The following is a 23,547-nucleotide window of genomic DNA, read 5'->3' as shown; positions in this document are numbered from 1 at the left end:
TATTCCGGCGTTACCCATGCACAGATGTTTGAAAGCCGAACGCGTGGCGTGTATCAATAAACGCATCGGACACGCGCCTAAACGGCACAAAACCAACAACATGATGCGGAGCAACCGTGAAAAACAATCAATTCACCCTTGCCGATATCCGAAATGCGGTATCGGCCGGCGTGCTCAGCGAAGAAGCCTTTGCACGGCTCGAAGGGTATCTGGCGGAGCAAAGCCAGGAGTCCCCTGAAACAGAAAAATTCACCCTGTTTCGCGGTATGAATGACATCTTCATTGCCCTTGGCATATGCGCCCTGACCATCGGCTGGTTTGTGCTGTGGGGATTGCTCGCCAATGGTCCGGCCTTCTGGATCGCACCGCCGCTTGCCATGATCGCCTATGTCGCGCTGGCGGAATATATCGCCGGAAAGCTCAAGGCATCCCTGCCCTCGATCGCCATCATGGCTGCCCTTGGCGCGACGCTGATGATCTATGCGGTTGCGCTTTACATGTCCTTTGCCGGACCGACCGGGCAGCTTTCAGACCTCGATACCGTGATTGATTTTGGCCAACGCTCGATGAACGTGCTGGTGTTTGTTGCCGTCATCGGCTTTGCCTTCCAGCTGGGCTTCTTCCTGCGCTATCGCCTGCCGGTATCGTTTGCCCTGATTGCCGCTGGGATCATTGGCGTCTTCTGGACGGCCCTTTTGGCGACATTCGGCCCGGCGGCGGAACCCTATATCCCCTATCTGATCACGGCGACCGGCATCCTGTTGCTCGCCCTTGCGATATTTATCGACAGTCGCGATCCCAACCGGGTCAATGGCTGGGCGGAATGTGCGTTCTGGCTCTATGTCTTTGGCGCACCGCTGACCATCCATTCAATTGCCGCAACGTTTGAGGCCGCCCCAATTGCCATGATCCCGGTGATCATTATTGCGATGTTGCTGTCCCTCATCCTGGATCGTAGGTCGCCGATCATCAGTGGCTTGATCTATGTCGGCTATCTGCTGCAATCGGGCTTCGAAGGCGCTGCCATCGATCCGTCCATGACCATCGTTCTGGTCTGCTTCATCGTTGGCGGACTTGTCATGGCGTTTGGTGTTGGCTGGCAACGCGCACGCCATGTTCTTCTGGCACCGTTTGAAAACCATCCGCTGCGGCGTTACCTGCCGCCAAGCTGACAAACAAAAAGGCCCGCATCACCGGATGCGGGCCTTTTGATTTCATCAGATCTTTTGCTGATTATGCCGACAGGTCTTCACCCGCCAGCGCGCGGTCGATCAGGGCAACGCTTTCATCAAGACCGTAAAGCGCGATGAAGGAGCCCATGCGCGGGCCCTGCTCCTGCCCAAGCAGCACTTCGTAAAGTGCTTTGAACCAGTCGCGCAGGTTTTCGTAATTGTGGTTTTTGCCCACGGTGAAAACTTCGGTCTGGATGTCGGACGGATCCGTACCCGGTGCGACTTTCGACAGCGCATCGCGCAGGTCTTTAAGGGCTGCCTGCTCTGCCTCGGTCGGGGCGCGGTACGATTTCGCCGGTTTGACGAAATCACGGTAATAGTTGATCGCATAGCTGACCAGCTTATCAAGATACGGCGCGGTTTCCGGCGTCGCACCGGTGGCATAGCGCGAAATGAACTTCCACAGCAGGTCACGGTCTTCGGTGTTACACACCGAAACCAGGTTCAGCAGGATGCCGAATGACAGCGGAATGTCGCGATCCGGTGCGGTACCGGCATGAATGTGCCAGGCCGGGTTCTGCAGGATCTTGGTCGGATCGGTTTCGGTTTTAAGCTTTTCAGCAAAGGTCAGATATTCATCCACGGTTTTCGGGATGACATCAAAATACAGACGCTTTGCGGTTTTCGGCTTCTGGAACATGAACAGCGACAGGCTGTCTTCCGGCGCATATTTCAGCCAGTCTTCCATCGAAAGACCATTGCCCTTTGATTTGGAAATCTTCTGGGCGTTCTCGTCAAGGAACAGCTCGTAGTTGAAGCCTTCCGGCGGGGTGCCGCCAAGCGCCTTGACGATCTTGTTGCCAAGTTCGACCGACGGAATAAGGTCCTTGCCAGCCATTTCATAATCAACACCCAGCGCGTACCAGCGCATCGCCCAGTCCGGCTTCCACTGCAGTTTGCAAGCCCCGCCCGTGACCAACGTTTCAACAAGATCACCGGTTTCCGGGTGCTCGTAAACGATGCTACCAGATTCCGGCTTAAGCTCGGTCACCTTGGCCATCAGGACCTTGTTGGTGCCCGGCTCAACCGGCATGAACGGGCTATAGGTCGCGCGGCGTTCTTCACCAAGGGTCGGCAGCATGATTTTCTGGACCGCATCATAGCGTTCCAGCAAACGCAAGAGCGCTTCGTCAAACATGCCCGAGCGGTAACATTCGGTCGAAGATTTGAACTCGTACTCAAAGCCGAACCCGTCAAGGAACTCACGCAGCTTGGCATTGTTGTGATGGGCAAAGCTTTCATGGGTGCCAAACGGATCAGGAACGGACGTCAGGGCCTTGCCAAGATGCTCGGCAACCATGTCCTTGTTCGGGATATTGTCCGGGACCTTGCGAAGGCCATCCATATCATCGGAGAAGCAAAACAGCTTGGTCGGGATATCGCACATGGTCTCGAACGCGCGACGGACATAGGTCGTGCGCGCAACTTCGCCAAAGGTGCCGATATGCGGCAGACCCGACGGACCATAACCGGTTTCAAAAAGGACATAGCCCTTTTCAGGCGCCTTCTGTTTATACCGCTTGACCAGCTTGCTGGCTTCCTGAAAAGCCCAGACGTTGCTGTTAAGTGCGGCATCTCGAAGATCGGCTGTCATTTTTGAAACCTTGTTTGTCAGTTGTATCGTTTAATTCTCGGGAAATATACGTTGGGCCAGAACCCTCACACGCGATCACTCTGATCGCATGTTTGCGCGAAGCTATACCCCACTTCGGGCCAAGATCAAGCACCTGTTGCGCATGGCAGCCAAATAATCGCGGAATTGGTGGGAAAAATACCGGTAGCAATGGCTGTCTTGTTCCCTGAAGAGCCGGGCTCGCAGCTACCCCTAAGTGTAGTTGAATTTAGCCAATCGCGGTCAAATATCCGACAGAGGGGTCGCACGCTTAAATCGTGATAATCTTTCTATGCAAAACCATAGAGTTGAACTGCAATGCAGAATTAGTTTAACTTAATACCTGCACGCACTTGCGAATGAAGGCCAAGGCAAACCCGACCGACGAACCAAGCACGAAGATTGGAGTGTATTGATGTCGTTTGGAGAGACCGGTGCCCAGATCACCGAACATGCCTTTCCGACGGGAAGTCCGGATCAACGGTTTGAGCGCGTTGTCGAATACGCGCCAAATGCCATGATCCTGATCGGCACGGACGGGACCATGGAAATGGTCAATGCCCAGACCGAAATCATTTTCGGTTATGCCCGTAGCGAGTTGCTCGGCCAACCGATCGAGATGCTGGTTCCGGAACGCTTTCGCGCAGGCCACCCCAATTTGCGCGGCTCCTACACCAATCATCCCAACCCGCGTCCTATGGGGGCGGGTCGTGATCTTTATGCGCTGCGCAAGGATGGCAGTGAGTTCCCTGTCGAGATCGGCCTCAATCCGATTTCAGACGGGGAAAACATGCAAATCCTTGCTGCGATCTCCGACATTTCCGAACGCAAACACCGCGAGGAGCAGATCGCGCGATCGCTGCGGGAAAAGGAAACCCTGCTGTCAGAGGTCCACCATCGGGTTAAAAACAACCTGCAGATCATCCACAGCCTTCTCGATATGCAGACATCCTCGGTGATTGATGTGCAGGCCCGCGAAGCGCTGATCGACAGCTGCAACCGCGTGCGGTCGATGGCGCAAATTCACCAGTCGCTTTATCAAAGCGAAGACATCGCCAAGGTCAATTTTGCAGATTTCTGTGAAAGCCTGATTTCTTCCCTGCTTGCGACCTTCAATGTCGACATCACCCGGGTTCGGGTCGAAAGCAATTTGGCTGATGTACAGCTTGCCATTGATCAGGCGGTTCCGTGCGGCTTGATTGCCAATGAGCTGATCACCAACGCGCTTAAGCACGGCTTCCCGGACGGTACAGAAGGCCAGATCGAAGTATCGACGAAAATGATCGATGCCGATGTGGTTGAGCTTCGGGTGTCCGATAACGGGCGCGGCATGCCCGATAACTTCAAGCTCGGCACCACAGAAGGCCTTGGCCTGCAACTGATCGAACTGCTTGTCGATCAGATTGGCGGCGACATTGATGTCCTGACCGATCAAGACACAACCTTCGTCATCTCATTCAGGATAGGGAGCTGAACGCGATGCCCCATCCTGTCCATGTCATGATTGTCGAGGACGAGCGCATTATTGCGCTACATCTGCGCAAGCAGCTCGAAAAACTGGGATACGAACGCACAAGCGCCCATACCCGCGGCGAGGATGCGCTGGCCGCAATCAACGAAGATCCGCCTGACATCATCCTGATGGATATCCGGATTGACGGTGATATTGACGGCATTGAAACGGCGGCGGGTATCCCGGAAAATCTGATGATCCCGGTCATATATCTTTCGGCCCATTCCGAAGACGCAACCTTGGCGCGCGCGCAAAAGACCCGCCCCTATGGCTATCTGATCAAACCGTTTTCCGATCGCGAATTGCATGCCACCATCCAGATGGCACTTGAACGGCGCACGGCCGAGCGTGCCCTGTCGGAAAGTCAGCACCGTCTATCTCTTGCCATGACCGCTGCACAGATGAGCTGCTGGGAAATTGATGTCGGCACGCGTCAGATGCACTGCACCGGTCTTGGCAATTTCGATCTTAATCAGGATGCCGAAACCGTCACCGAAAGCTGGGATGCGTTTCTTGAACGTGTTGCATCTGAAGACCGCGACATGGTGCATAAGGCCTTTGCCTATGCAGTTGCCCATGGCGAATTTTATGACGTCGTTTTCCGCAGTCTTGATCTCGATCAGAATTATCGCTGGCTTCGGGCACGCGGGAAATCGTTCGGCGATGAACGCACCGGATCACGGCGCATCATCGGCATGATGCAGGACATCACCGATCAACGCCTGACGCAGGACAAGCTGCGCGAAGCGATGACCGTGTTTGAAACCACCCAGGACGGCATTCTGATCCTTGATCCGGAACTCAACGTCACCAACGCCAACAAGGCCTATTACCGGATCACGGGCGATACAGAACAAAACACCCTGCAAAAGCCCCCCTACTTCTTCTCGCCCAACGAACATCCCGCCGAGTTCTTTCAGGAACTGTTCGCTGGCGTCGGCGCACGCCGTCACTGGCACCGCGATCTTGATACCCGCAATGCGAAGGGCAATCCGATCTCGCTGGCCCTGCAGGTGATCGCTGTTGAAAACGAAGAAAACGAACTGACCCACTTTGTGATGATCGTCTCGGACCGTACCGCCATCCGGCAGGCCGAACAGGAATTGCACTATCTTGCCCAGTATGACGGGCTCACCAGCCTGCCCAACCGCTTGCTTGCGACCGACCGCCTGAACCGCGCAATTGAACGGTGCGAGCCCAGCGGCACCATGGTTGCCTGCCTGTTTCTTGATATTGATAATTTCAAAACGATCAATGACACGCTCGGTCATGCTGCTGGTGATCAGGTCATTCTGATTGCCGCAACCCGGATCAAGGGCATTACCGAACGCACCGATACCATCTCGCGGCTGGGCGGTGACGAATTCCTGATCATTCGCGAAAACATCCCCAATGAAACGGCGGCCGCCAATCTGGCGCAGAAGATTATTCAGGAATTGCAACGCCCGTTCTATATCAGCGGCCATGAGATGAATATTTCGGCCAGTATCGGCATATCGCTTTATCCGATCCACGGTCATTCATCGCACGACCTGATCCGCCTTGCCGATACCGCGATGTACGCCGCCAAGGACCGCGGTCGGCGGACCTGTGCGCTCTATGAACCGGAAATGACGGCCAATGCCACCCATTACATGACCCGCTCCCTTGAATTACGGCGCGGTCTTGAAAACGAAGAACTCGTTTTGCATTACCAGCCGCAAATTGATGGTGCGAGTGGCGATATGGTCGGGGTCGAGGCGTTGCTGCGTTGGAACCATCCGACACAAGGTCTTGTCGGCCCGCATGAAATCATCCCAATTGCGGAAAAAAGCGGACTTATTCTGGAAATCGGCGACTGGGTTCTGGGTGAAGCCTGCCGTCAGGCGCGCCGCTGGCAGGATGAACATGGTCAAAAGCTTCGCATGGCGGTCAATGTTTCGGTGCGCCAGATGCAACAACCGGGCTTTGCCGATACGGTTGCCCATGAACTGGCCATGGCAGGCCTTCCGGCCGAGGACCTTGAAATCGAGGTCACCGAAAGCATGATCCAGGACGAAGTCAGCATGATCCAGACCCTGCATGATTTGCGCGCGGTCGGGGTATCGCTGGCGATTGATGATTTCGGCACGGGTTATTCCTGCCTGCGGTCGATCAAAAGCCTTCCGATCAGCCGCATCAAGATTGACCGCGCCTTTGTCAAAGGCCTGCCGGGCAACAGTGACGATGTTGCCCTGATCACCGCCATGCTCGCCATGGCCGATGCGCTGAGCCTTCAGATCACCGCCGAAGGGGTCGAAACCAAAAAGCAGTATGAATTCCTGCGCGCCGTGCCCGGCATCGAATTACAGGGCTTCCTGTTTGGCAAACCTATCCCCGCCGACGAAGTCTTTGCCCCGGTGATTGGCAAGTCTCGAGTATTTTAATTTTCACAATCGAAACCTTCTGAGGCGCTTTCCTTACAGGATATTCTACTTTAGAATAGCACTTTGACGTGCCGTGCCTGTTTGCCCCACCAAGCCATTGAGTTGGCTGGTGCTTTGTCAAAATGCGTTTTACTCCTCGAACGCATAGGTCAGAAGGACAGCCGAATGAACTTCTCCTCTCTGTCACTTGGCGCAAAACTTACATTTGTCAGCGCCTTGGCAATTGCCATCTGCCTCATTGCGGGCATCTCGCTTCAAACGCTTCAGACAAACCAGACCACCGAAGAACTCACCGTTGGTGAGGCGCGCGCGGTTGCAAACCATCACGCGGAACAGGCTGGTAGTGTTCTCAATAGCGGCATGAGGGTCGCCAAAAATCTTGCCGGCGCGTTTCGCGCCATCCGCGATCAAGGCGGCGTTGATCGCAAGGCCTATAACGAAATTCTCAATCGTACCCTGATCGACAATCCGACCCTTGCCGGGGCCTGGTCCGGGTTCGAGCCCAATGCCCTTGATGGCAAGGATGCCGACTATAAGGACGAAGGCGAACCGTTTGGCGATGGCAGCGGTCAGTACGTTACCTACTATTACAATTTTGGCGAAGGCATCACGCCCTATCACCTGACCGGCCTCGATAACCCCGAAATCAACGAGTATTACACCGCCCCGCGCGATACCAATCAGCCCTATGTCACCGACGCCATTACCTATGACATTCAGGGGCGCGATGTGGTCCTGACCTCGTTCGTCTATCCCGTCCAGAATCCCGCTGGCGATTTTCTGGGGGTTCTTGGCGTCGACCTTGAACTGAATGCGCTTTCGGAACGCTTTGCCGAATTGACCCCGTTCGGAACCGGAACAGTCAACCTGGTCTCGGCCCAGGGCACATGGGTTGCCCATGAGGACCCGGAAATCCGTGGTACGACGCTGAGTGCTGATAACACCGTGCAGGCGGCAATTCTTGACGCAATGAAAAGCGGCAATCCGACGCGGGTCGATGACGACGAGATGTTGCACATGATTGTCCCTGTCGAGATCGCCGGCTATCCCAACCAGTGGGGCGTTGTCGTCAATGTCCCGCATAATACGGTTTATGCGCCTGCAGAAAGCTTGCGCAACACCACGCTAATCGGCGGGATCATCCTGCTTGCCATCGTGATTGCCGTGGTTCTTCTGTCGACCAGAAGCCTTGTTTCCCGCCCGATGACCCGTGTCGCGGGCGTGATTGATCATCTGCAGAGTGGTAATTTCGACGTATCGATCCCCTATCTGAAACGAAACGACGAAATTGGTGCCATTGCCAAGGCGCTTGAGGCCTTCAAGGAGGCCTCGGCCGGCATGCAAAAGGCCGAACGTGAAAAGCTTGAAGCCGAGCAGAAGGCAAGCGAAGCACGCAATCGCGCCCGCCTGCAGATGGCCGACGAGTTTGAAAAGTCGGTTGGGTCCATCGTGGTCAATGTTTCCGATAGTTCGGAAAATATGGAAAGCGTATCGCGCCAGATGCGCCGGGCCGCAGATGAAAGCTCCGAACAGGCCGTTGTTGTCGCAGCCGCCGCCGACGAAGCCAGTGCCAATGTCCAGACAGTGGCATCCGCGACTGAGGAACTTTCCGCCTCCATTCAGGAAATCAGCTCCCAAGTGGCAAAATCGTCCGACATATCCTCCACAGCCGTCGAGGAAGCATCGCGCGCCAATGCGATGGTCACCGGCCTTGCCGAGGCCGCCGATCGTATTGGCGAAGTCGTCAGCCTGATTAACGACATCGCTGCCCAAACCAACCTGCTTGCGCTCAACGCCACAATCGAGGCTGCCCGCGCAGGCGAAGCAGGTAAAGGCTTTGCCGTTGTGGCACAGGAAGTCAAAAACCTTGCCACGCAGACAGCCAAGGCAACCGACGACATTGCCCAACAGATCGGGTCGATCCAGTCGGAAACCCAGAATACGGTTGGTGCCATCGAAAAGGTGACGGAAACGATTTCCAACATCAACGAGATCGCGACAGCCATTGCCTCGGCAGTCGAGGAGCAAGGCGCTGCCACCGCCGAAATTTCCAGCAACGTCCAACAGGCAGCAGCTGGTACCAACGAAGTTTCATCCTCTATCGGGATTGTCCGCAACACATCCCAGGAAACCGGTGAAGCGGCGTCAAACGTGCAGGCCGGGGCGACCCAACTCGCACAAGAAGCCCGCAATCTTGATGAACAGGTCAGAAACTTCCTTGATCGCCTGCGGAACATCTAGGCTTTCGGGAAGTTCAAATAACACATCACAAAGGACGGCATCGTTTCTGGTGTCGTCCTTTTGTTTGATCCCCACATCATTCAGTGATTGAATTACCTTTGCCAATTACAATTTGCCCCAACAATTCGGGAACCGTTCAATGCTGCCACTTCCTGTAACCATCTGCATCACCGCCGTTTTTGTTTTGATGCTGACCGGGCTTAGCCTGATGGTCTCTGTCCGGCGCGCCCAGGTCGGGGTGCTGAGCGGCGATGGTGATGACAACACCCTGCGCCGGCGTATTCGGGCGCACGGCAATTTCGTTGAGAATGCACCACTTTGCGTTCTTTTGATTCTTGCCATCGAGGCGATCCTTGCGACCTCTGATATTATCTGGATTGTTGCGGCCATTTTGATTGCAAGTCGGCTTTTGCATGCGATTGGCACACTCAAACGGTCCAAACGGATCATCGCGCCCGCCATGGTCATGCAGCACATCACGCTTGCGGTCTGTGGTGTCTGGCTGCTGATCCAGTCCTTTGGCAATCTCAGTGCTGCGGGCATGTAATGGGATCAGGTGATTTCGCCAGCCCCGAGGTTGCGGCCAAGTTCAATGCCTGCCCGGCTGCGGCCCGACGGGCATTGATGTCGATCCGCGACTGGGTCTTTGAACTGGCTGGCGAAATCGATGGGGTCGGTCCGGTGACAGAAAGCCTCAAATGGGGTGAACCGGCCTGGCGGCCGAAATCGGGATCAGGCACTACCATCCGGGCTGACTGGAAACCCCAAACACCTGATCAGGTGATGATCTTTTTTGACTGCAAAACCGATCTGATTGATCGCACCCGTAGCCTGCTTTCGGCCGATCTTGCCACCGAAGGCAACCGTGCGATTATCCTGCCGCTTGATCACCCCTTGCCCGAACCAGCAATCAAAACAGCGCTTGGCTGGGCGCTGACCTACCATCTTGATCGCAAAAAGACGAACTCCTGAGCTGGGTCACCCCTTCACAGCGCTCGCCTCAAGATGATTGCGCATCGAGCGCAAATCGCGATGCAGGCGTTTGGCCGTTTCAAGATCAAGTCCGGTGGCTTCGAGAATACAGGTCGGGATCTTTTCGGCCTTCGTGCGAAGGGCGGCACCCGCCTCGGTCAAGCTGACCCGCACGGACCGTTCATCCTTTGGATCGCGTTTACGCGACACAAGATCAGCAGCCTCCAGCCGTTTCAGAAGGGGCGTCAGCGTGCTTGATTCCAGATACATCTTCTCGCCGATGCTGCGCACTGACTGATTATCTTCCTGCCACAGGGATACCATCACCAGATATTGCGGATAGGTCAGACCAAGCTCATCCAGAAGCGGCTTATAGATGCGGTTAAAGGCATGGCTTGCCGAATAAACCGAAAAGCACAGAAGTTTTTCAAGCTGAAGCAGGTCTTCTTTCGGGGCGTCTGCCATCGGGTGGGTCCTTGATCCTTGGGGCATTTTCGGGGGCGTCATCGGGACCAAACCACCCGAAAACCAACAGTTCTATGCCAAACCATAATTCGTGAAACAGGCTCACGCAACCTGGCCTGAAAATTTCAAAGCCGGATAAATTAAATCGCGCACGATTTAATATCAAACGATTTTATTGCATGGCTGCGTTTCATATATTTATATCGTACACGATTTAATTGTGTGCGATACATAATTCATCAAAACACAACGCCGCCCCATCGGACGGCCCAGCAAAGGATAAGACCGATGACCACATTCAAATCCAAAGTTGCAGCTGCGGCACTCGCATTGTCCACCTCGCTGGCTAGCACTGCAGCATTCGCAAACCCGGTTCTTGAACCCGCAACCCAGAACTTCATTAATGTGCTTGAGGCATCCGGCGGTCCGGCCATCTATACCCTGACCCCGCCCGAAGCACGCAATGTTCTGTCAGGTGCGCAGTCCGGCGAGGCTGCCAAGCCGGCCGTTGATATCACTGACACCGTCTTTGCGGTCGGACCGACCGGTGAAACCAAAGTTCGCATCATCCGCCCGGCAGGCAATACCGAACGCCTTCCCGTGATCGTTTACTTCCACGGCGCAGGCTGGGTGATGGGCGATACTGGCACCCATGATCGTCTGGTACGCGAGCTTTCCGTACGTGCCAATGCGGCCTTGGTGTTTGTTGATTACGAACGCTCGCCCGAGGCCCGCTATCCGATTGCGATCGAACAGGATTATGCTGTCACCCGATACGTTGCTGATCACAGTGAACAGCTTAATGTTGACCCGACCCGTCTGGCGATTGCCGGTGACAGTGTGGGCGGCAACATGACCGCGGTGGTCTCGCTTCTGGCAAAAGAACGCAACGGCCCGGAAATCACGGCCCAGGTACTATTCTACCCGGTAACCGATGCTGATTTTGACAACGGATCCTACACCGAATTTGCCAATGGACCGTGGTTGACCGAACCTGCGATGGAATGGTTCTGGAACCAGTACCTGCCCGAAGGCGCTGATCGTAAGGATCCGAAAATAACCCCGATCCACGCAAGTGCCGAACAGCTTGCCGGACAGGCGCCTGCCCTTGTGATCACCGCAGAAAATGACGTGCTGCGAGATGAAGGCGAAGCCTATGCCCGCAAACTCAGCCAGGCTGGCGTTGATGTCACGGTCACCCGCTACAACGGCACAATCCATGACTTTGTCATGCTCAATGCCCTTGCCGACACCCCGGCTGCCAAAGGCGCAATCGCCCAAGCTGGTCAGTATCTGCGCAATGCCTTGCATGGCGAGTGACACAAAACTTTCACCCTCTTTCGGGCAGGTGCTCTTACACCTGCTCACCCCCGGCGACATATGAAGGTATCGCAGCCGGGTTCTCACCAAGTCGAACCAACGTTCAAACAAAGGATGAAACCATGTCTGTTGATGTAAAATATACCGCAAGCGCTTCTGCCACCGGCGGCCGTGATGGCCGGGCGAAAACCGATGACGGCTCGCTCGATGTCAAGCTGACCACGCCAAAGGAACTTGGCGGCGCAGGCGGGGACGGCAATAACCCCGAGCAGCTGTTTGCCATGGGCTATTCGGCCTGCTTTATCGGTGCGATGAAATTCGTGTCATCCCAGGGCGGCCCGAAGGTCCCCAATGATGTTTCGGTCACGGCCGAAGTCGGGATCGGCCCGCGCGATGAAGGCGGCTTTGGCCTTGCCGTGACGCTCAAGGTTTCGCTTCCGGGCCTTGACAAGGCCGAGGCTGAAAAACTCGTCGAAGAAGCCCACAAGATCTGCCCGTATTCGAATGCGACACGCGGCAATGTCGATGTTGCGTCCGTGATCGCATAAAGCACAAGCTCCCCCCTGCTGGTCAGCTCCCCCCCAAACTGCTGACCGGCAATTTCAGGCCCGGTGTTACCCCGCACCGGGCCTTTTCTTTTTCGTTCTGGAGATCACCCCATTAGCCGTTCAAGCAGGGCGTCATCACCAAAGCCGCCCGACTTTGTAACAACCTCAACCCCGTCGAACTGCCCGCCCAAAATACGCGACACCGGCAAACCCGGTGCAATTTCACCAAGACAGGCCATCGTTTCCGCCTTGCTGGCGGCAAGCACGGCTGACAGGGTATCGCCGCCAATCACCATAAGCCCGGTGCCTGGTCGCACGGACAGGTTGGGAACATCACGCATCAATGCAGCCGTCGTTGCCGCTGCATCCTTTGCCGTCGGAACGGGATCAAGCAGGACAGGACCATCTTCAAGCTTGCCAAGTCCTTTGGTAACGGCATTTGCCACCTGCTTGCGGGTCACCGAATGTGCGGTTCCGGCAATGATGACCGACAAACGCGGTTGGGACTGACTTTTGAATTCCGGCATCAATGCCTGCGCCAGACCGCGGCTTCCGGCCCACAGCACATTTGGCAGATCACGGCACCGCGCGACCAGAACATCAAGATCGGACTGCGCAAGCGCATTGCCAATGACAACACCCTCAACGGGACAGTCGTCAGAGAAAATACTGGCATCAACACCCTGCTCGGCAAAGGCCGCGCGCAGATCGTGAACCGATGCTGGCCCCCAATTTTCCCCATCGCGGACTTCATGCATGCCATCGCGGGTACGCCGTCCCATTTCAGGAAAGGCTGGCGCAAAGATGCAGGCGGAAAACTTGCCGTGACGCATCATCTCGATGGTTTCGGAAATCGAATTGCCGCGAAGTACACTATCGACCTTTTTAAACCAGATAGTCGGCTTCGTCGCATCCCGCGTCGCCCCGGCCGCGTCCCCACCAAGCAGATGATAGGCCCGGTCAACTGCAGCACTGCTTTCAGCGACAGGCAAGTCACGGCTTTCACTGCTGATCGTAAGTTTGGCTCCACTGGCCACATCGCGCGACAAGACCAGTTTTACGGGTGCATCCGGGGATGCAAACGGGGCTGCTGCGTCAAGGGCACCGGTAAAATCATCGGCCAGAATACGCACGTCACTCATTAGGCTACCTCTTCTGATACCATCTCGACCGGTATGTTGCGCTGTTTGAGCTCTTTGAGGATTTCCGGATCAATCCGGTCATCAGTAATAATCAGCCCGATGTCTTCAAGTGCACCAAACAGGCTGAAACTGCGGCTGAAAAACTTGCTGCTATCGACCAGCAAGACCACGAACTCCGCTGCCGAAATGATGGCGCGCTTGACTTCGCAAAGCTCGATCGATGAATCCGAAAGACCTTCCGTCGATACTGCATGCGCCCCGATGATTGCGATATCGGCGCGCAATTGTTCGATCATGCGAACTGCTGACGCCCCCAGCAAAGTCGATGATCCCGGACGGACATTCCCGCCGGCCACAAAGGTATTTATGGTACGGCTTTGGGAGAAAATGGACGCAATTGAAAGATCGTTGGTAACGGCGGTGAACGGCACATCGCGTGCAACCAGCGCCTCGGCGGCTGCCACGGTTGTCGTGCCGCTATCCATTAGCACCGTCTGGCCCGGCTGGATCAGGGCAGCGGCCCGTTTCCCGATGCGCAGCTTGGCATCACTTTCAAGTTCGGATGAAATTGCCGCTTCCGGCTCGAACCCCTTGCGGTCGCTGACATTCATCATTGCGCCACCATGGGTGCGCGTCAGATGGCCTGTCGTGCAAAGATATTCCACATCGCGCCGAATCGTCGACACAGACATGTCCAGCCGTTCGGCCAGTTCCTTTAAAGATGCCATTTCCTCGCGGCGGAGGAATTCAATGATTCTGGCACGTCGCTTGGCTGGCAACATGATCGTCTCCTCGATTTTTTCAGAGTGATAGCACATTTCCCCACGCCAAGACGAGCCAATAACTTCCATAAACGTGCAAATAGCGCAACGTCGCCCACTTTTTGGCAATATTTTCTTCCAATAAGTTTCATTTAGTGTCATTTTCTCCCACCCGAAATCAAAATCAAACGGGAAAACAAATCGCCCCAAAGTCTGTTCTCCGGGAGGAAACCATGAGAATCAAACAAAGCCTTGAACGCATCCCAGGTGGCATGATGATCGTGCCGCTTTTGCTTGGCGCCACCATCAACACCTTTGCTCCTGACCTTTTGCGCATCGGCAACTTCACCGAAGCCCTTTTCGTCAATAGCGCAAGCGCGCTGATCGCGCTGTTCCTGCTCTGTGCAGGTGCGCAAATCACCCTTTCCAATGTCGGCACAGCCGCCGCCAAGGGTGTTACCCTTCTTGTCGTGAAATGGATTGCCGGTGCCGCTGTTGGTCTTCTGGCCTATGCCATGGCCGATAGCGGCGGTCTGTTCTTTGGCATGGTGCCGATTGCCATCATCGCAGCGATGACCAACTCCAACGGTGGTCTTTACGTCGCGATTGTTGGCCAGTACGGCAAAGCCGATGACAAGGCGGCCTATTCGATCCTTGCGCTCAATGATGGCCCGTTCCTGACCATGATTGCACTGACCGTGTTTGGCGCCATGGGCTTTGTCGAAGGTTTCTTCTCGATCATCTCCTTTGTTGCCGTCCTGCTGCCGATCGTAGTCGGTATGGTTCTTGGCAACCTTGATCACGAATTGCGCCGCTTTCTTGCCAAGGGCAGCGACATGCTGATCCCGTTCTTTGCCTTTGCACTGGGCATGGGCATCGATTTCCAGGCGATCATCGAAGGTGGTCTTGCCGGTATCCTGATCGGCCTGATGACGGTCTTTATCACCGGTACGGTCGGCTATCTGGTCTTCCGCTTCTTTAAATGGAACCCGATCGTCGGCGCATCCGAAGGCTCGACCGCCGGAAACGCTGTTGCGACCCCGATGGCAATTGCCGCGGCCAACCCGCTGTTTGGTCAGCTGGCCGATCTTGCAACGGTTCAGGTAGCTGCTTCGACCGTTACAACGGCCATCCTGTTGCCCATCTATATTTCGTTCCTGGTCAAACGCACCGATCTGACGGGCCTGACCGAGGACAAGGAAGACGACACCGCCGGGACAAGCGAAACAACCGCCTAAGTCCCCGGCACCCAGATAAAAGAAGGTATTAACATGAAACCGATCGTAGCAATCACCATGGGCGATGTTTGTGGTGTAGGCCCGGAAATCGTCGCCCGCACAGTGGACGATCCGCAGACCTATGAAATGGCCCGTCCGATCGTGATTGGTGATGCGGCCAAACTTGCCATCGCCCGCGACATTGTTGGTGCAAAATTCGATATCAAGACATTCCTGCCATCCGACCCGGTCCCGCAGGAACCGGAAATGGGCACCGTTCTGTGCGCTGATCCGGGTTTTGATCTTGGCGATCTGCCATTTGGCAAGGTCAATGCCAAGGCCGGTCATGCCGCCTTTGAATATCTGAGTGCTGCAATCGATATGGCCAAGGCAGAGCGCGTGGCAGCGATTGTCACCGCTCCGCTCAACAAGGAAGCCCTGCATGCCGGCGGGCATATCTTCCCTGGTCATACCGAAATTCTGGCAGAACTGACCGGGACCGACAGCTATTCGATGATGCTGGCGACCCCGAAAATGAAGGTCATTCACCTGACCACTCATGTCGGTCTGCTTGAAGCGATCCGTCGCATCAATCCCGAACGCACTTATCAGGTCATCAAACTGGCCCACGACACCTTGTCCAAGGCCGGTCAGACATCGCCGCGCATTGCGGTTTGCGGCATCAATCCGCATGCCGGTGAAAACGGCCTGTTTGGCGAAGGCGAGGAAGAGGAAAAACTCATCCCCGGCATCGAACGCGCCCAGAAGGAAGGCATCGATGTTCAGGGACCGCTTCCGGCCGACACCCTGTTTTACCGTGCGACCCGCGGTGACTTCGATGTCATTGTTGCCTGCTATCACGATCAGGGTCACGGCCCGGTCAAGGTTCAGTCGATTGACGAGGGTGTCAACATCACCGTCGGCCTGAAGGGAGGGATCATCCGCACATCGGTCGATCACGGCACAGCGTTCGATATCGCCGGTAAAGGCATCGCCAGCTACGAAAGCCTGGTGGCAGCCATCCGGTATGGCGTGCAGCTTGCCCCACAGGATCGGGCAATTGGCCCGGTTGCCTAAGCAGCAACTTGCCAAGACTTAATCTCAAAGCCCGGCCGTTCACGGTCGGGCTTTTTCTTTGCGCCCGATCCTGCTGGACCAGCCCCCAAAAGCACGCTAACTGATGGGGATGAGCACCGAACTAGCCCTTTATGCCGGCCTCTTTTTCTCGGCCCTGACATCCGCAACCATCCTGCCCGGCACTTCCGAGGCGGCTTTGGCTGCCCTCATTGCGTCTGGTGATCATGCGGTATGGCTGCTTGTTGTTATCGCAACCGCTGGCAATGTTTTGGGGTCTTTGGTGAACTGGTGGCTTGGTCTTTATGCCGAGCATTTCAAACACAAGCGCTGGTTTCCCGTATCGGCAGAGGCCCTTGATCGGGCATCGCGCTGGTTTGCCAAATACGGGCTTTGGTCGCTGTTGCTCGCCTGGCTTCCGATCATTGGTGATCCGCTGACGCTGTTTGCCGGGGTGATGCGCGTACGCTTTGTGCCCTTCATCATTCTGGTGACGATTGGCAAGGCGGCGCGCTATGCCATGATTGCCGGTGGCGCATCTGCACTGGCCGAGGCATTCGGCATTTAGACTGCCTGAGCAATATCGTTCAATAATTCCCGACGCGCATTTGCCATCCTCCTTGATAACAAACACGGCTCCTTCCCCACAGAATGCCGATCAATGAGGAAACACCACGCATGCTCAGCGCCACACTCAGCCTTTATCTTTCCATGGCAGCCTTTGCCTTGGCAGCCTCCATCACGCCGGGACCGGTCAATATTCTGGTGCTGAGTTCGGGTGTGCAATATGGCTTTCGCCCATCACTTCGCCTTGTGTTTGGCGCGACAGCGGGCTTTTGCCTGTTATTGCTTTTGATCGGATTAGGTCTGCATGAAATGCTGGACGCCTTCCCGCAACTGACCACCGTCATTCAATGGGCCGGCGTGGCGTTCCTGCTTTTCATGGCGTGGAAACTGGCGACCTCGAACGGCGAACTGGGCAAGGGCGATGCGGCATCCGGGCCGAAGGCCATCACCGGGGCCATCATGCAATGGGTCAATCCCAAGGCCTGGCTGGCATCGATTGCCGGGATGGGCGCCTATGCTGCGTCCGGCGCGCCCGCATTGATCTGGGAATTTACCGCGATCTATTTCGTGATCTGTTTTGCTTCGGTCGCGTGCTGGGCCTATACCGGCGCGTTTTTGTCGCGCTTCCTTGGCGAGCCATCACGCATTCGGGCATTCAACCGGGCGATGGCGGTGCTTTTGATCGCCAGTGCCGCTTATCTGGTTTTGGGATAAATCCGCCTGCACCACATCCGGCGAGAGATTCCCGCCTTCGCGGGAATGACAGTATAACTGAGCCTTACCTGTCATGCCCGCGAAAGCGGGCATCCACAGCTCCAACTTACGCGGCTTGCGCGCGGGCATATTGCCGGGGTGTGGTCGCCATCAGTCGTTTGAAAATGCGCTGGAAATGCGCCTGGTCGGCAAAGCCGGTTTCAAGGGCAACATCAACGATCTTTTCGCCCTGCCTAAGCGCATGACGCGCGCGCTGGACCCGGCAATTGATCAGATAGGCATAAGGCGTCATGCCAAAGGCCTTTTTAAACGCCCGCACCAGGTGCGACCGCGAATAGCCAACCAACCCGGCCAGTTCATCAAGCCCGATATTCTTCGCACAATGGGTGCGGATATATTCGCCCACACGTGCCATCTTGCGATCATGGAGCGCGCCAGTAACCCCCGCCGCACCATCCAGCACCCCGCGCCGATCAAGCTTCACATGCAGATCACCAAAGAACGACACCATCGCCGTTTCCTTGCCGAGAATATCCACATCCGGATTGGCCAGCGTATCGGCGAGATCCAGCAAGCCGTCATAAAGATGCGGATCATGGCTCAGCGTGTCGGAAAACATCGCGAACTTCCCGGCCGCATCGGCATCGAGTTCAATCTGAAGATCAAGCAGCCAGTCCGGATCGACAAACAGCATGTCATAAACCCAATCCGCCCCCTTGACCGGGTTGCAGCCATGCACGTCCTCGGGATTAAGGATCACAACCGATCCTGCTTGGGTTTCATGGGTCTTGCCCCGGTTCCAATAGGTGCTGAAGCCCCCCTTCACCGTGCCAATCGAAAAGGTGTCATGGCTGTGGCGTTCATAACAAACCGAATGCCCGTCAACCACGCGCCTGAGCTCGACGAACGGCATGGCGTCGTCGCGCCAGAAATGCTGATTGCGGGTATTGGGGGTTGCCATTGCGGTCCGTCTTCTTGTCATCGGGTATTTGCTTTATAAATTCCAAGATAGGTCAATTTCCCCGGTGGCGCCACTGTCGCTGTCTGCTTATAGTGCCCCAAATGTTCGATGATCGTTCCGAAGAGTCCCAACCGCGTTTCATGCCACCCAACGCCCCTGTCATGGTCGTTGGATTGCGTCATGCCGTGTTTTTATCGCCCGATGGCGAGATTGAGGAACTCCCGCACGGGGCTGCTGCCAAGCGCGCCCGGTCATCGCGCCCCATTCTGGTTCATACCCCGGCCTGTGCCCGACGCCTGAAATCCGATCCGTTTCCGGCCCATGACCTGTTGGAATTGTTTGCCTTTGTCCGCCCGGCACAATTCTGTGTGCCGACCCCGCGCGGTATTGCCCTTGCGACGGGACAGAAACCGGCAGATGACCTGATTGGTCAGGCAGAGGCACTGGCAGAGGCCATGAAGCGCCTTTTGCAGGAACTCGCCACCCTTCATCGCAACAAACGTGGTCCGGCACTATCCATCGCATGGCCGATGGCGCGCGGTCATTGGCCGTGGGGTGTGTCGGTTCTGGCGGCGCTCGGTGCCGATGGCGATGGCCCGCACCGCTATGCGGTGTATGAGGGGCTCAAGGTCTGGAAGAAATTGGGCGAATGGGCCGAGCATGCCCCGCCACCCCCACCGGCCAACCATCCGGTTGATCCCAAGGATGCGCGTAAACGCCTGAAGGAGCTTCTTGGCGAAGGGGCGGAAGAGCGCCCGCAACAGGCTGACTATGCGTCTTCTGTTTGCTCCGCCTTTGGCCCGCGTCTGCATGATGGCGCGCCCAATATCGTCTTGGCCGAGGCCGGAACGGGTACCGGCAAGACATTGGGCTATGTCGCCCCGGCATCCCTTTGGGCGCAGAAGAATGACGGTGCAGTGTGGATTTCGACCTATACCCGCAACCTGCAACGCCAGATCGATCAGGAACTTGATCGCCTGTATGACGACCCCAAGGACAAGCGCCTGAAGGCCGTCGTGCGCAAGGGCCGGGAAAACTATTTCTGCCTGCTTAATTTCGAAGAAGCGCAAAGGCCGCTTGCCCAACAACCGCATCAAGCCACCCCGCTTGGCCTGATTGCCCGCTGGGCCTCGCATACCCGCGATGGCGATATGGTCGGGGGGGATTTCCCCGCCTGGCTGACCGAACTGCTCGGCAACCGCTTTACCGGGGCGCTGGCCGATCAGCGCGGCGAATGCATCTATGCCGCCTGCCCGCATTATTCCAAATGCTTTGTTGAAAAGACGGTGCGCCGTGCCCGTTCGGCCGAGATCGTGGTCGCCAACCATGCGCTTGTCATGGTGCAGGCAGCACTCGGTGGGCTTGATGATGCCTCTATGCCCACACGCTATGTGTTTGACGAGGGCCATCACCTTTTTGATGCGGCAGATAAGGCATTTTCATCGCACCTGACCGGGATGGAGGGGCAGGAACTCCGTCGCTGGCTGCTGGGTGCCGAGCAAAAGGGATCATCGCGTGCCCGTGGTCTCAAGCAGCGGCTTGAAACCCTGATCCTTGATCGCGACGAGCTACGCGATGCGGTCAATGCGGTGATTGTCGCCGCCCAATGCTTGCCCGAACAGGGGTGGCTGTCGCGCATTCACGACGGCTCACAACATGCCAAGGGCCCGGCGGAAACATTCCTTGCCCATGTTCGCGCGCAGGTGATGGCAAGGTCCGCCGAGGGGGATCGCGGCTACTCGATCGAAACCGATTGCAAACCGGCGATCAACGAAGTTCTTGCCAGTGCGGCGGATCTCGACCGCGCGCTGGAGGCCATGGAAAAACCCGCCAAATCGCTGATCAAGATCATCGCCCATATGTTGGACGAAAAGGCCGATGAGCTTGATTCAGCCGAACGCCAGCGCCTTGACGCCGCCATCCGGTCGCTTGAACGCCGCGCGATCATGCAGGTCGGCGCGTGGCGTGAAATGCTGGCATCGCTGGTGGAGAAAACACCAAAAACCTTTGTCGACTGGTTTGCGATTGAACGCCAGTTTGGCCGGGATTTTGATGTCGGCATGCATCGCCATTACCTGGATCCAACCATCCCACTGACCACGTCGCTTGCGCCCACCGCACATGGCATGGTGGTGACATCCGCCACGCTCCGTGATGGCACAGGTGACGAAGATTTCGACTGGGCCGTGGCCGAGGACCGCACGGGGGCATCGCACATGCCGCTGCCTGCCATCCGGGCGGCAATGAAAAGCCCGTATAACTATGCCGAACAGACCCGCGTATTCATCGTCAATGACCTTGGTCGCGACAACCCGGACCATGTTGCAGCCGCCTATCGCGAGCTGTTTCTGGCATCGGGTGGCGGCGCACTTGGACTGTTTACCGCCATCACACGTCTGCGGGCGATTTATGAACGCCTGACCGGGCCGATGGATGATGCGGGTTTGCAGCTTCTGGCCCAGCATATTGATGGCATGGATGTATCGACACTCATCGACATTTTCCGGGTCGAACGCGACGCCTGCTTGCTTGGGACAGATGCGGTGCGTGACGGTGTCGATGTGCCGGGTGATAGCTTGCGCCTGATCGTCTTTGACCGAGTGCCCTGGCCGCGCCCCGATATCCTGCACCGTGCGCGAAAATCTGCCTTCCACGGTGCGCGCTATGACGACATGCTCACAAGGCTTCGCATGAAGCAGGCATTTGGCCGCCTTGTCCGGCGCGCAGAAGATCGCGGGGTGTTTGTCCTGCTTGATAACCGCATGCCATCACGACTTCTGGGCGCCTTCCCGGAAGACGTCGAAGTCCAGCGTGTCGGCCTGCGTGAAGCGATTGAGCAGACGCGGGCGTTTTTGCGGAATGACGACGCCTAAAACGTATCCTCGTGAATATCGGCATCAATATCGTGCGCAATTGCCAACCTCAGTGCATTGAGGATCGCGATCACATCAATGCCTTCCTGAAGCAGCGCCCCTGCGACCGGGGTGATATAGCCGCCTGCGGCAAAGCCCATCGCGACGATGGACAGCACCATGCCGCCGATCACGCTTTGCAAAAGGATGCGGCGCATCGCCATGCTGATGTGAAGCAGCTCATCGACTGTAACCAGTGATGCCTCGGGAATTACCACACCGGCGGCATCGGCGGTAACGGCACTTTCCTTGCCAAAGGCGATACCGACCGTGGCAACGGCCAGTGCCGGGGCATCATTGATGCCATCGCCCATGAAAAGGGTTGGGGCCTTGGCGGTTTCTTCGCGGACGATGGCGACTTTCTGCTCCGGGCTTTGTGACGCCAGGCTTTCGGAAATGCCGAGCAGTTCGGAAAGATAGCTGACCTCGCTTTCGCGATCACCGGAAAGCAGCATCACCTTGTTGAAGTGATGGATTTCGCCCAGATGACCGACGAAGCTTTCGCCCTCGGCGCGCGGCGTATCGCGGAAGCGGAAGGTCGCGCCATATTTGCCATCGACCAGCACAACGCATTCAAGCCCGGCCGCCGTATCGGGCAAAAGCCGCGCGATCTCGGGATCGGACTTCATCAGTTTGTTGCGATGGGTAACGGCGACTTCGTGGCCATCGACCTGCCCGCTTAACCCCTGCCCCGGCTTTTCCGAGGCGTGATTGACCTCATCAAGCGGAAGTTTGCGGTCACGTGCTGCGGTCAAAACGGCCGAGGCCAGCGGATGCTTGGAATAACGTTCCAGACTGGCGGCCAACCGCAAGACAAGATCGCCATCAAATTCCGGCCCCGCCAGAACCTCCACCAGTTCCGGTCGGCCATAGGTGAGCGTGCCGGTCTTATCGAAAATCGCCGTCTGGCAGGTCGGCAAGCTTTCCAGAACGGTCGGATCACGCACGACAATGCCGCGCCGGGCGGCAATCGAAATCGCACTCATCACCGTGATCGGAATGGCAATCAGAAGCGGACAGGGTGTCGCCACCACCAGCACCGCGAGAAAACGCGATGAATCGCCGCTGATGTAGCCGACCAAGATCGCGAACAAAAGGGCCGCCGGGGCAAACCACGCCCCGATCTGATCACCAAGACGGCGGATGCGCGGGCGTTTTTGCTCCGCCTCGGCCATGACATCCATGATCTGGGCATAGCGGGAATCTTTCGCGCGCTTTTCCGCCCGAATGACCAGCACCGCCTCGCCATTGATTGCCCCCGACAGCACATTGGTGCCCGGCGCCTTGGCCACCACATAGGGCTCCCCGGTCAGATAACTCTCATCCATGCTGCCATGGCCATCAACGACCACACCATCCGCCGGTGCCGTTTCATGGGGAAAGACCGCGATCAGATCGCCAATCTGGATATCGTCAATCGCGATGTCGGCAATCTCGCCATCCTCGGATTTGCGGTGCGCGACACTTGGCATACGCTTGGCAAGGGCATTGAGTGCCGAGGATGCCTTGCGCATGGCATAGCTTTCCAAAACCTGCCCGCCGGTCAGCATCAGAATGATCAGGCTGGCAGCCAGATATTCCGCCAGCACCACACCGGTGACAAAGGAAATTGCGGCAAGAAAATCCGCCCCCATTTCACGGCGCAAAAGCTTGATCGCCAGTTGCCCCAGAATGGGCAACCCGCCCAAGGCAAACAGAATGAAAAGCGGAAGATCAGCGGTGCGTTGGCCAAGCATCACCTCGGGCCCGACAAACATCAGGACGAAGTGGGCCGCCATGGCAAGCAGGGTGACAATCAGAATGGCGTGGTTCAGGGCAGGTGTCGAAAGCGCATCGTCACACCGTTCAAGAACGCCTGCCTTAACACCAACAGGTGCCGCCTTTGCCATGC

General features: G+C 56.6%; 19 protein-coding genes. 13 read left to right on the top strand and 6 right to left on the bottom strand.

The features are described 5' to 3' along the window. Nucleotides 1-116 precede the first annotated feature (116 nt). Entirely contained in the window at nucleotides 117-1,172 is a 1,056-nt protein-coding gene (locus tag CMO10_RS06510) for a hypothetical protein (protein ID WP_297019876.1), read from the top strand. A 61-nt stretch (nucleotides 1,173-1,233) separates the two neighbouring features. Here CMO10_RS06510 and CMO10_RS06505 read toward each other — a convergent pair whose 3' ends face one another. Beyond that, nucleotides 1,234-2,826 (bottom strand): lysine--tRNA ligase, encoded by a 1,593-nt coding sequence (locus CMO10_RS06505; RefSeq protein ID WP_297019875.1) that lies wholly within the window; start codon nucleotides 2,824-2,826, stop codon nucleotides 1,234-1,236. Between the two features lie 433 nt (nucleotides 2,827-3,259). On the opposite strand from CMO10_RS06505, the gene CMO10_RS06500 reads away from it, so the two are divergent. The 5 genes from CMO10_RS06500 to CMO10_RS06480 all read left to right on the top strand — a co-directional run bounded on the left by CMO10_RS06500 (nucleotide 3,260) and on the right by CMO10_RS06480 (nucleotide 9,975). After that, nucleotides 3,260-4,318, top strand: coding sequence for a sensor histidine kinase (locus CMO10_RS06500; RefSeq protein ID WP_297019873.1), 1,059 nt, complete (start codon nucleotides 3,260-3,262; stop codon nucleotides 4,316-4,318). Nucleotides 4,319-4,323: 5 nt separating this feature from the next. Continuing rightward, on the top strand, nucleotides 4,324-6,762 hold the full coding sequence (locus CMO10_RS06495) for a two-component system response regulator (RefSeq protein WP_297019871.1): 2,439 nt from the start codon (nucleotides 4,324-4,326) through the stop codon (nucleotides 6,760-6,762). 165 nt (nucleotides 6,763-6,927) lie between these two features. Continuing rightward, a complete protein-coding gene (locus CMO10_RS06490; protein ID WP_297019869.1) occupies nucleotides 6,928-9,003 on the top strand; it encodes a methyl-accepting chemotaxis protein in 2,076 nt (691 codons plus the stop codon). Nucleotides 9,004-9,142: 139 nt separating this feature from the next. Then, nucleotides 9,143-9,550: an MAPEG family protein gene (locus CMO10_RS06485; protein WP_297019867.1), complete on the top strand. Its 408-nt coding sequence runs from the start codon at nucleotides 9,143-9,145 to the stop codon at nucleotides 9,548-9,550. Then, a complete protein-coding gene (locus CMO10_RS06480) occupies nucleotides 9,550-9,975 on the top strand; it encodes a DUF1801 domain-containing protein (RefSeq protein WP_297019866.1) in 426 nt (141 codons plus the stop codon). The genes CMO10_RS06485 and CMO10_RS06480 overlap by 1 nt, the downstream gene beginning before the upstream one ends. A 6-nt stretch (nucleotides 9,976-9,981) precedes the next feature. Here the strand turns inward: CMO10_RS06480 and CMO10_RS06475 are convergent, their stop codons facing one another. Beyond that, nucleotides 9,982-10,440, bottom strand: coding sequence for a MarR family winged helix-turn-helix transcriptional regulator (locus CMO10_RS06475; RefSeq protein ID WP_297019864.1), 459 nt, complete (start codon nucleotides 10,438-10,440; stop codon nucleotides 9,982-9,984). Nucleotides 10,441-10,728: 288 nt separating this feature from the next. Here CMO10_RS06475 and CMO10_RS06470 point away from each other — a divergent pair, with 288 nt between their 5' ends. Continuing rightward, a complete protein-coding gene (locus CMO10_RS06470) occupies nucleotides 10,729-11,760 on the top strand; it encodes an alpha/beta hydrolase (RefSeq protein WP_297019862.1) in 1,032 nt (343 codons plus the stop codon). A gap of 122 nt (nucleotides 11,761-11,882) precedes the next feature. Continuing rightward, on the top strand, nucleotides 11,883-12,308 hold the full coding sequence (locus tag CMO10_RS06465; RefSeq protein WP_297019860.1) for an organic hydroperoxide resistance protein: 426 nt from the start codon (nucleotides 11,883-11,885) through the stop codon (nucleotides 12,306-12,308). A 104-nt stretch (nucleotides 12,309-12,412) separates the two neighbouring features. Here the strand turns inward: CMO10_RS06465 and CMO10_RS06460 are convergent, their stop codons facing one another. Beyond that, nucleotides 12,413-13,450 carry a four-carbon acid sugar kinase family protein gene (locus tag CMO10_RS06460; RefSeq protein ID WP_297019857.1) on the bottom strand — a complete coding sequence of 346 codons (1,038 nt, stop codon included), beginning with the start codon at nucleotides 13,448-13,450 and terminating at the stop codon, nucleotides 12,413-12,415. After that, nucleotides 13,450-14,232 carry a DeoR/GlpR family DNA-binding transcription regulator gene (locus CMO10_RS06455; protein WP_297019855.1) on the bottom strand — a complete coding sequence of 261 codons (783 nt, stop codon included), beginning with the start codon at nucleotides 14,230-14,232 and terminating at the stop codon, nucleotides 13,450-13,452. Before CMO10_RS06455 ends, CMO10_RS06460 begins: the two co-directional genes overlap by 1 nt. Nucleotides 14,233-14,444: 212 nt before the next feature. On the opposite strand from CMO10_RS06455, the gene CMO10_RS06450 reads away from it, so the two are divergent. The 4 genes from CMO10_RS06450 (at nucleotide 14,445) to CMO10_RS06435 (ending at nucleotide 17,783) form a co-directional block, all read left to right on the top strand. Further along, nucleotides 14,445-15,449, top strand: coding sequence for a 2-keto-3-deoxygluconate permease (locus CMO10_RS06450; protein ID WP_297019853.1), 1,005 nt, complete (start codon nucleotides 14,445-14,447; stop codon nucleotides 15,447-15,449). 33 nt (nucleotides 15,450-15,482) lie between these two features. Then, the gene (gene pdxA, locus CMO10_RS06445; protein WP_297019852.1) at nucleotides 15,483-16,505 is read left to right on the top strand and encodes a 4-hydroxythreonine-4-phosphate dehydrogenase PdxA; all 1,023 of its coding nucleotides are present in this window, start codon (nucleotides 15,483-15,485) and stop codon (nucleotides 16,503-16,505) included. A 109-nt stretch (nucleotides 16,506-16,614) separates the two neighbouring features. Next, complete coding sequence (locus CMO10_RS06440; RefSeq protein ID WP_297019850.1) at nucleotides 16,615-17,070, top strand: YqaA family protein; 456 nt, start codon at nucleotides 16,615-16,617, stop codon at nucleotides 17,068-17,070. Nucleotides 17,071-17,180: 110 nt separating this feature from the next. Then, entirely contained in the window at nucleotides 17,181-17,783 is a 603-nt protein-coding gene (locus CMO10_RS06435; RefSeq protein WP_297019848.1) for a LysE family translocator, read from the top strand. A gap of 106 nt (nucleotides 17,784-17,889) precedes the next feature. Here the strand turns inward: CMO10_RS06435 and CMO10_RS06430 are convergent, their stop codons facing one another. Then, a complete protein-coding gene (locus CMO10_RS06430) occupies nucleotides 17,890-18,744 on the bottom strand; it encodes an AraC family transcriptional regulator (RefSeq protein WP_297019845.1) in 855 nt (284 codons plus the stop codon). Nucleotides 18,745-18,845: 101 nt separating this feature from the next. On the opposite strand from CMO10_RS06430, the gene CMO10_RS06425 reads away from it, so the two are divergent. Then, nucleotides 18,846-21,617, top strand: a complete 2,772-nt coding sequence (locus CMO10_RS06425; protein WP_297019842.1) for an ATP-dependent DNA helicase — start codon at nucleotides 18,846-18,848, stop codon at nucleotides 21,615-21,617. On the opposite strand, the gene CMO10_RS06420 is transcribed toward CMO10_RS06425, so the two are convergent. Beyond that, nucleotides 21,614-23,545, bottom strand: coding sequence for a heavy metal translocating P-type ATPase (locus CMO10_RS06420; protein WP_297019840.1), 1,932 nt, complete (start codon nucleotides 23,543-23,545; stop codon nucleotides 21,614-21,616). The two genes, CMO10_RS06425 and CMO10_RS06420, sit on opposite strands and share 4 nt — an antisense overlap. Nucleotides 23,546-23,547: the final 2 nt, after the last annotated feature.

Source organism: Thalassospira sp. (assembly GCF_002709775.1).
GTDB lineage: Bacteria > Pseudomonadota > Alphaproteobacteria > Rhodospirillales > Thalassospiraceae > Thalassospira.
Note: the sequence above shows the minus strand (reverse complement) of the source record. Positions and strands in the feature narration are given on the sequence as shown.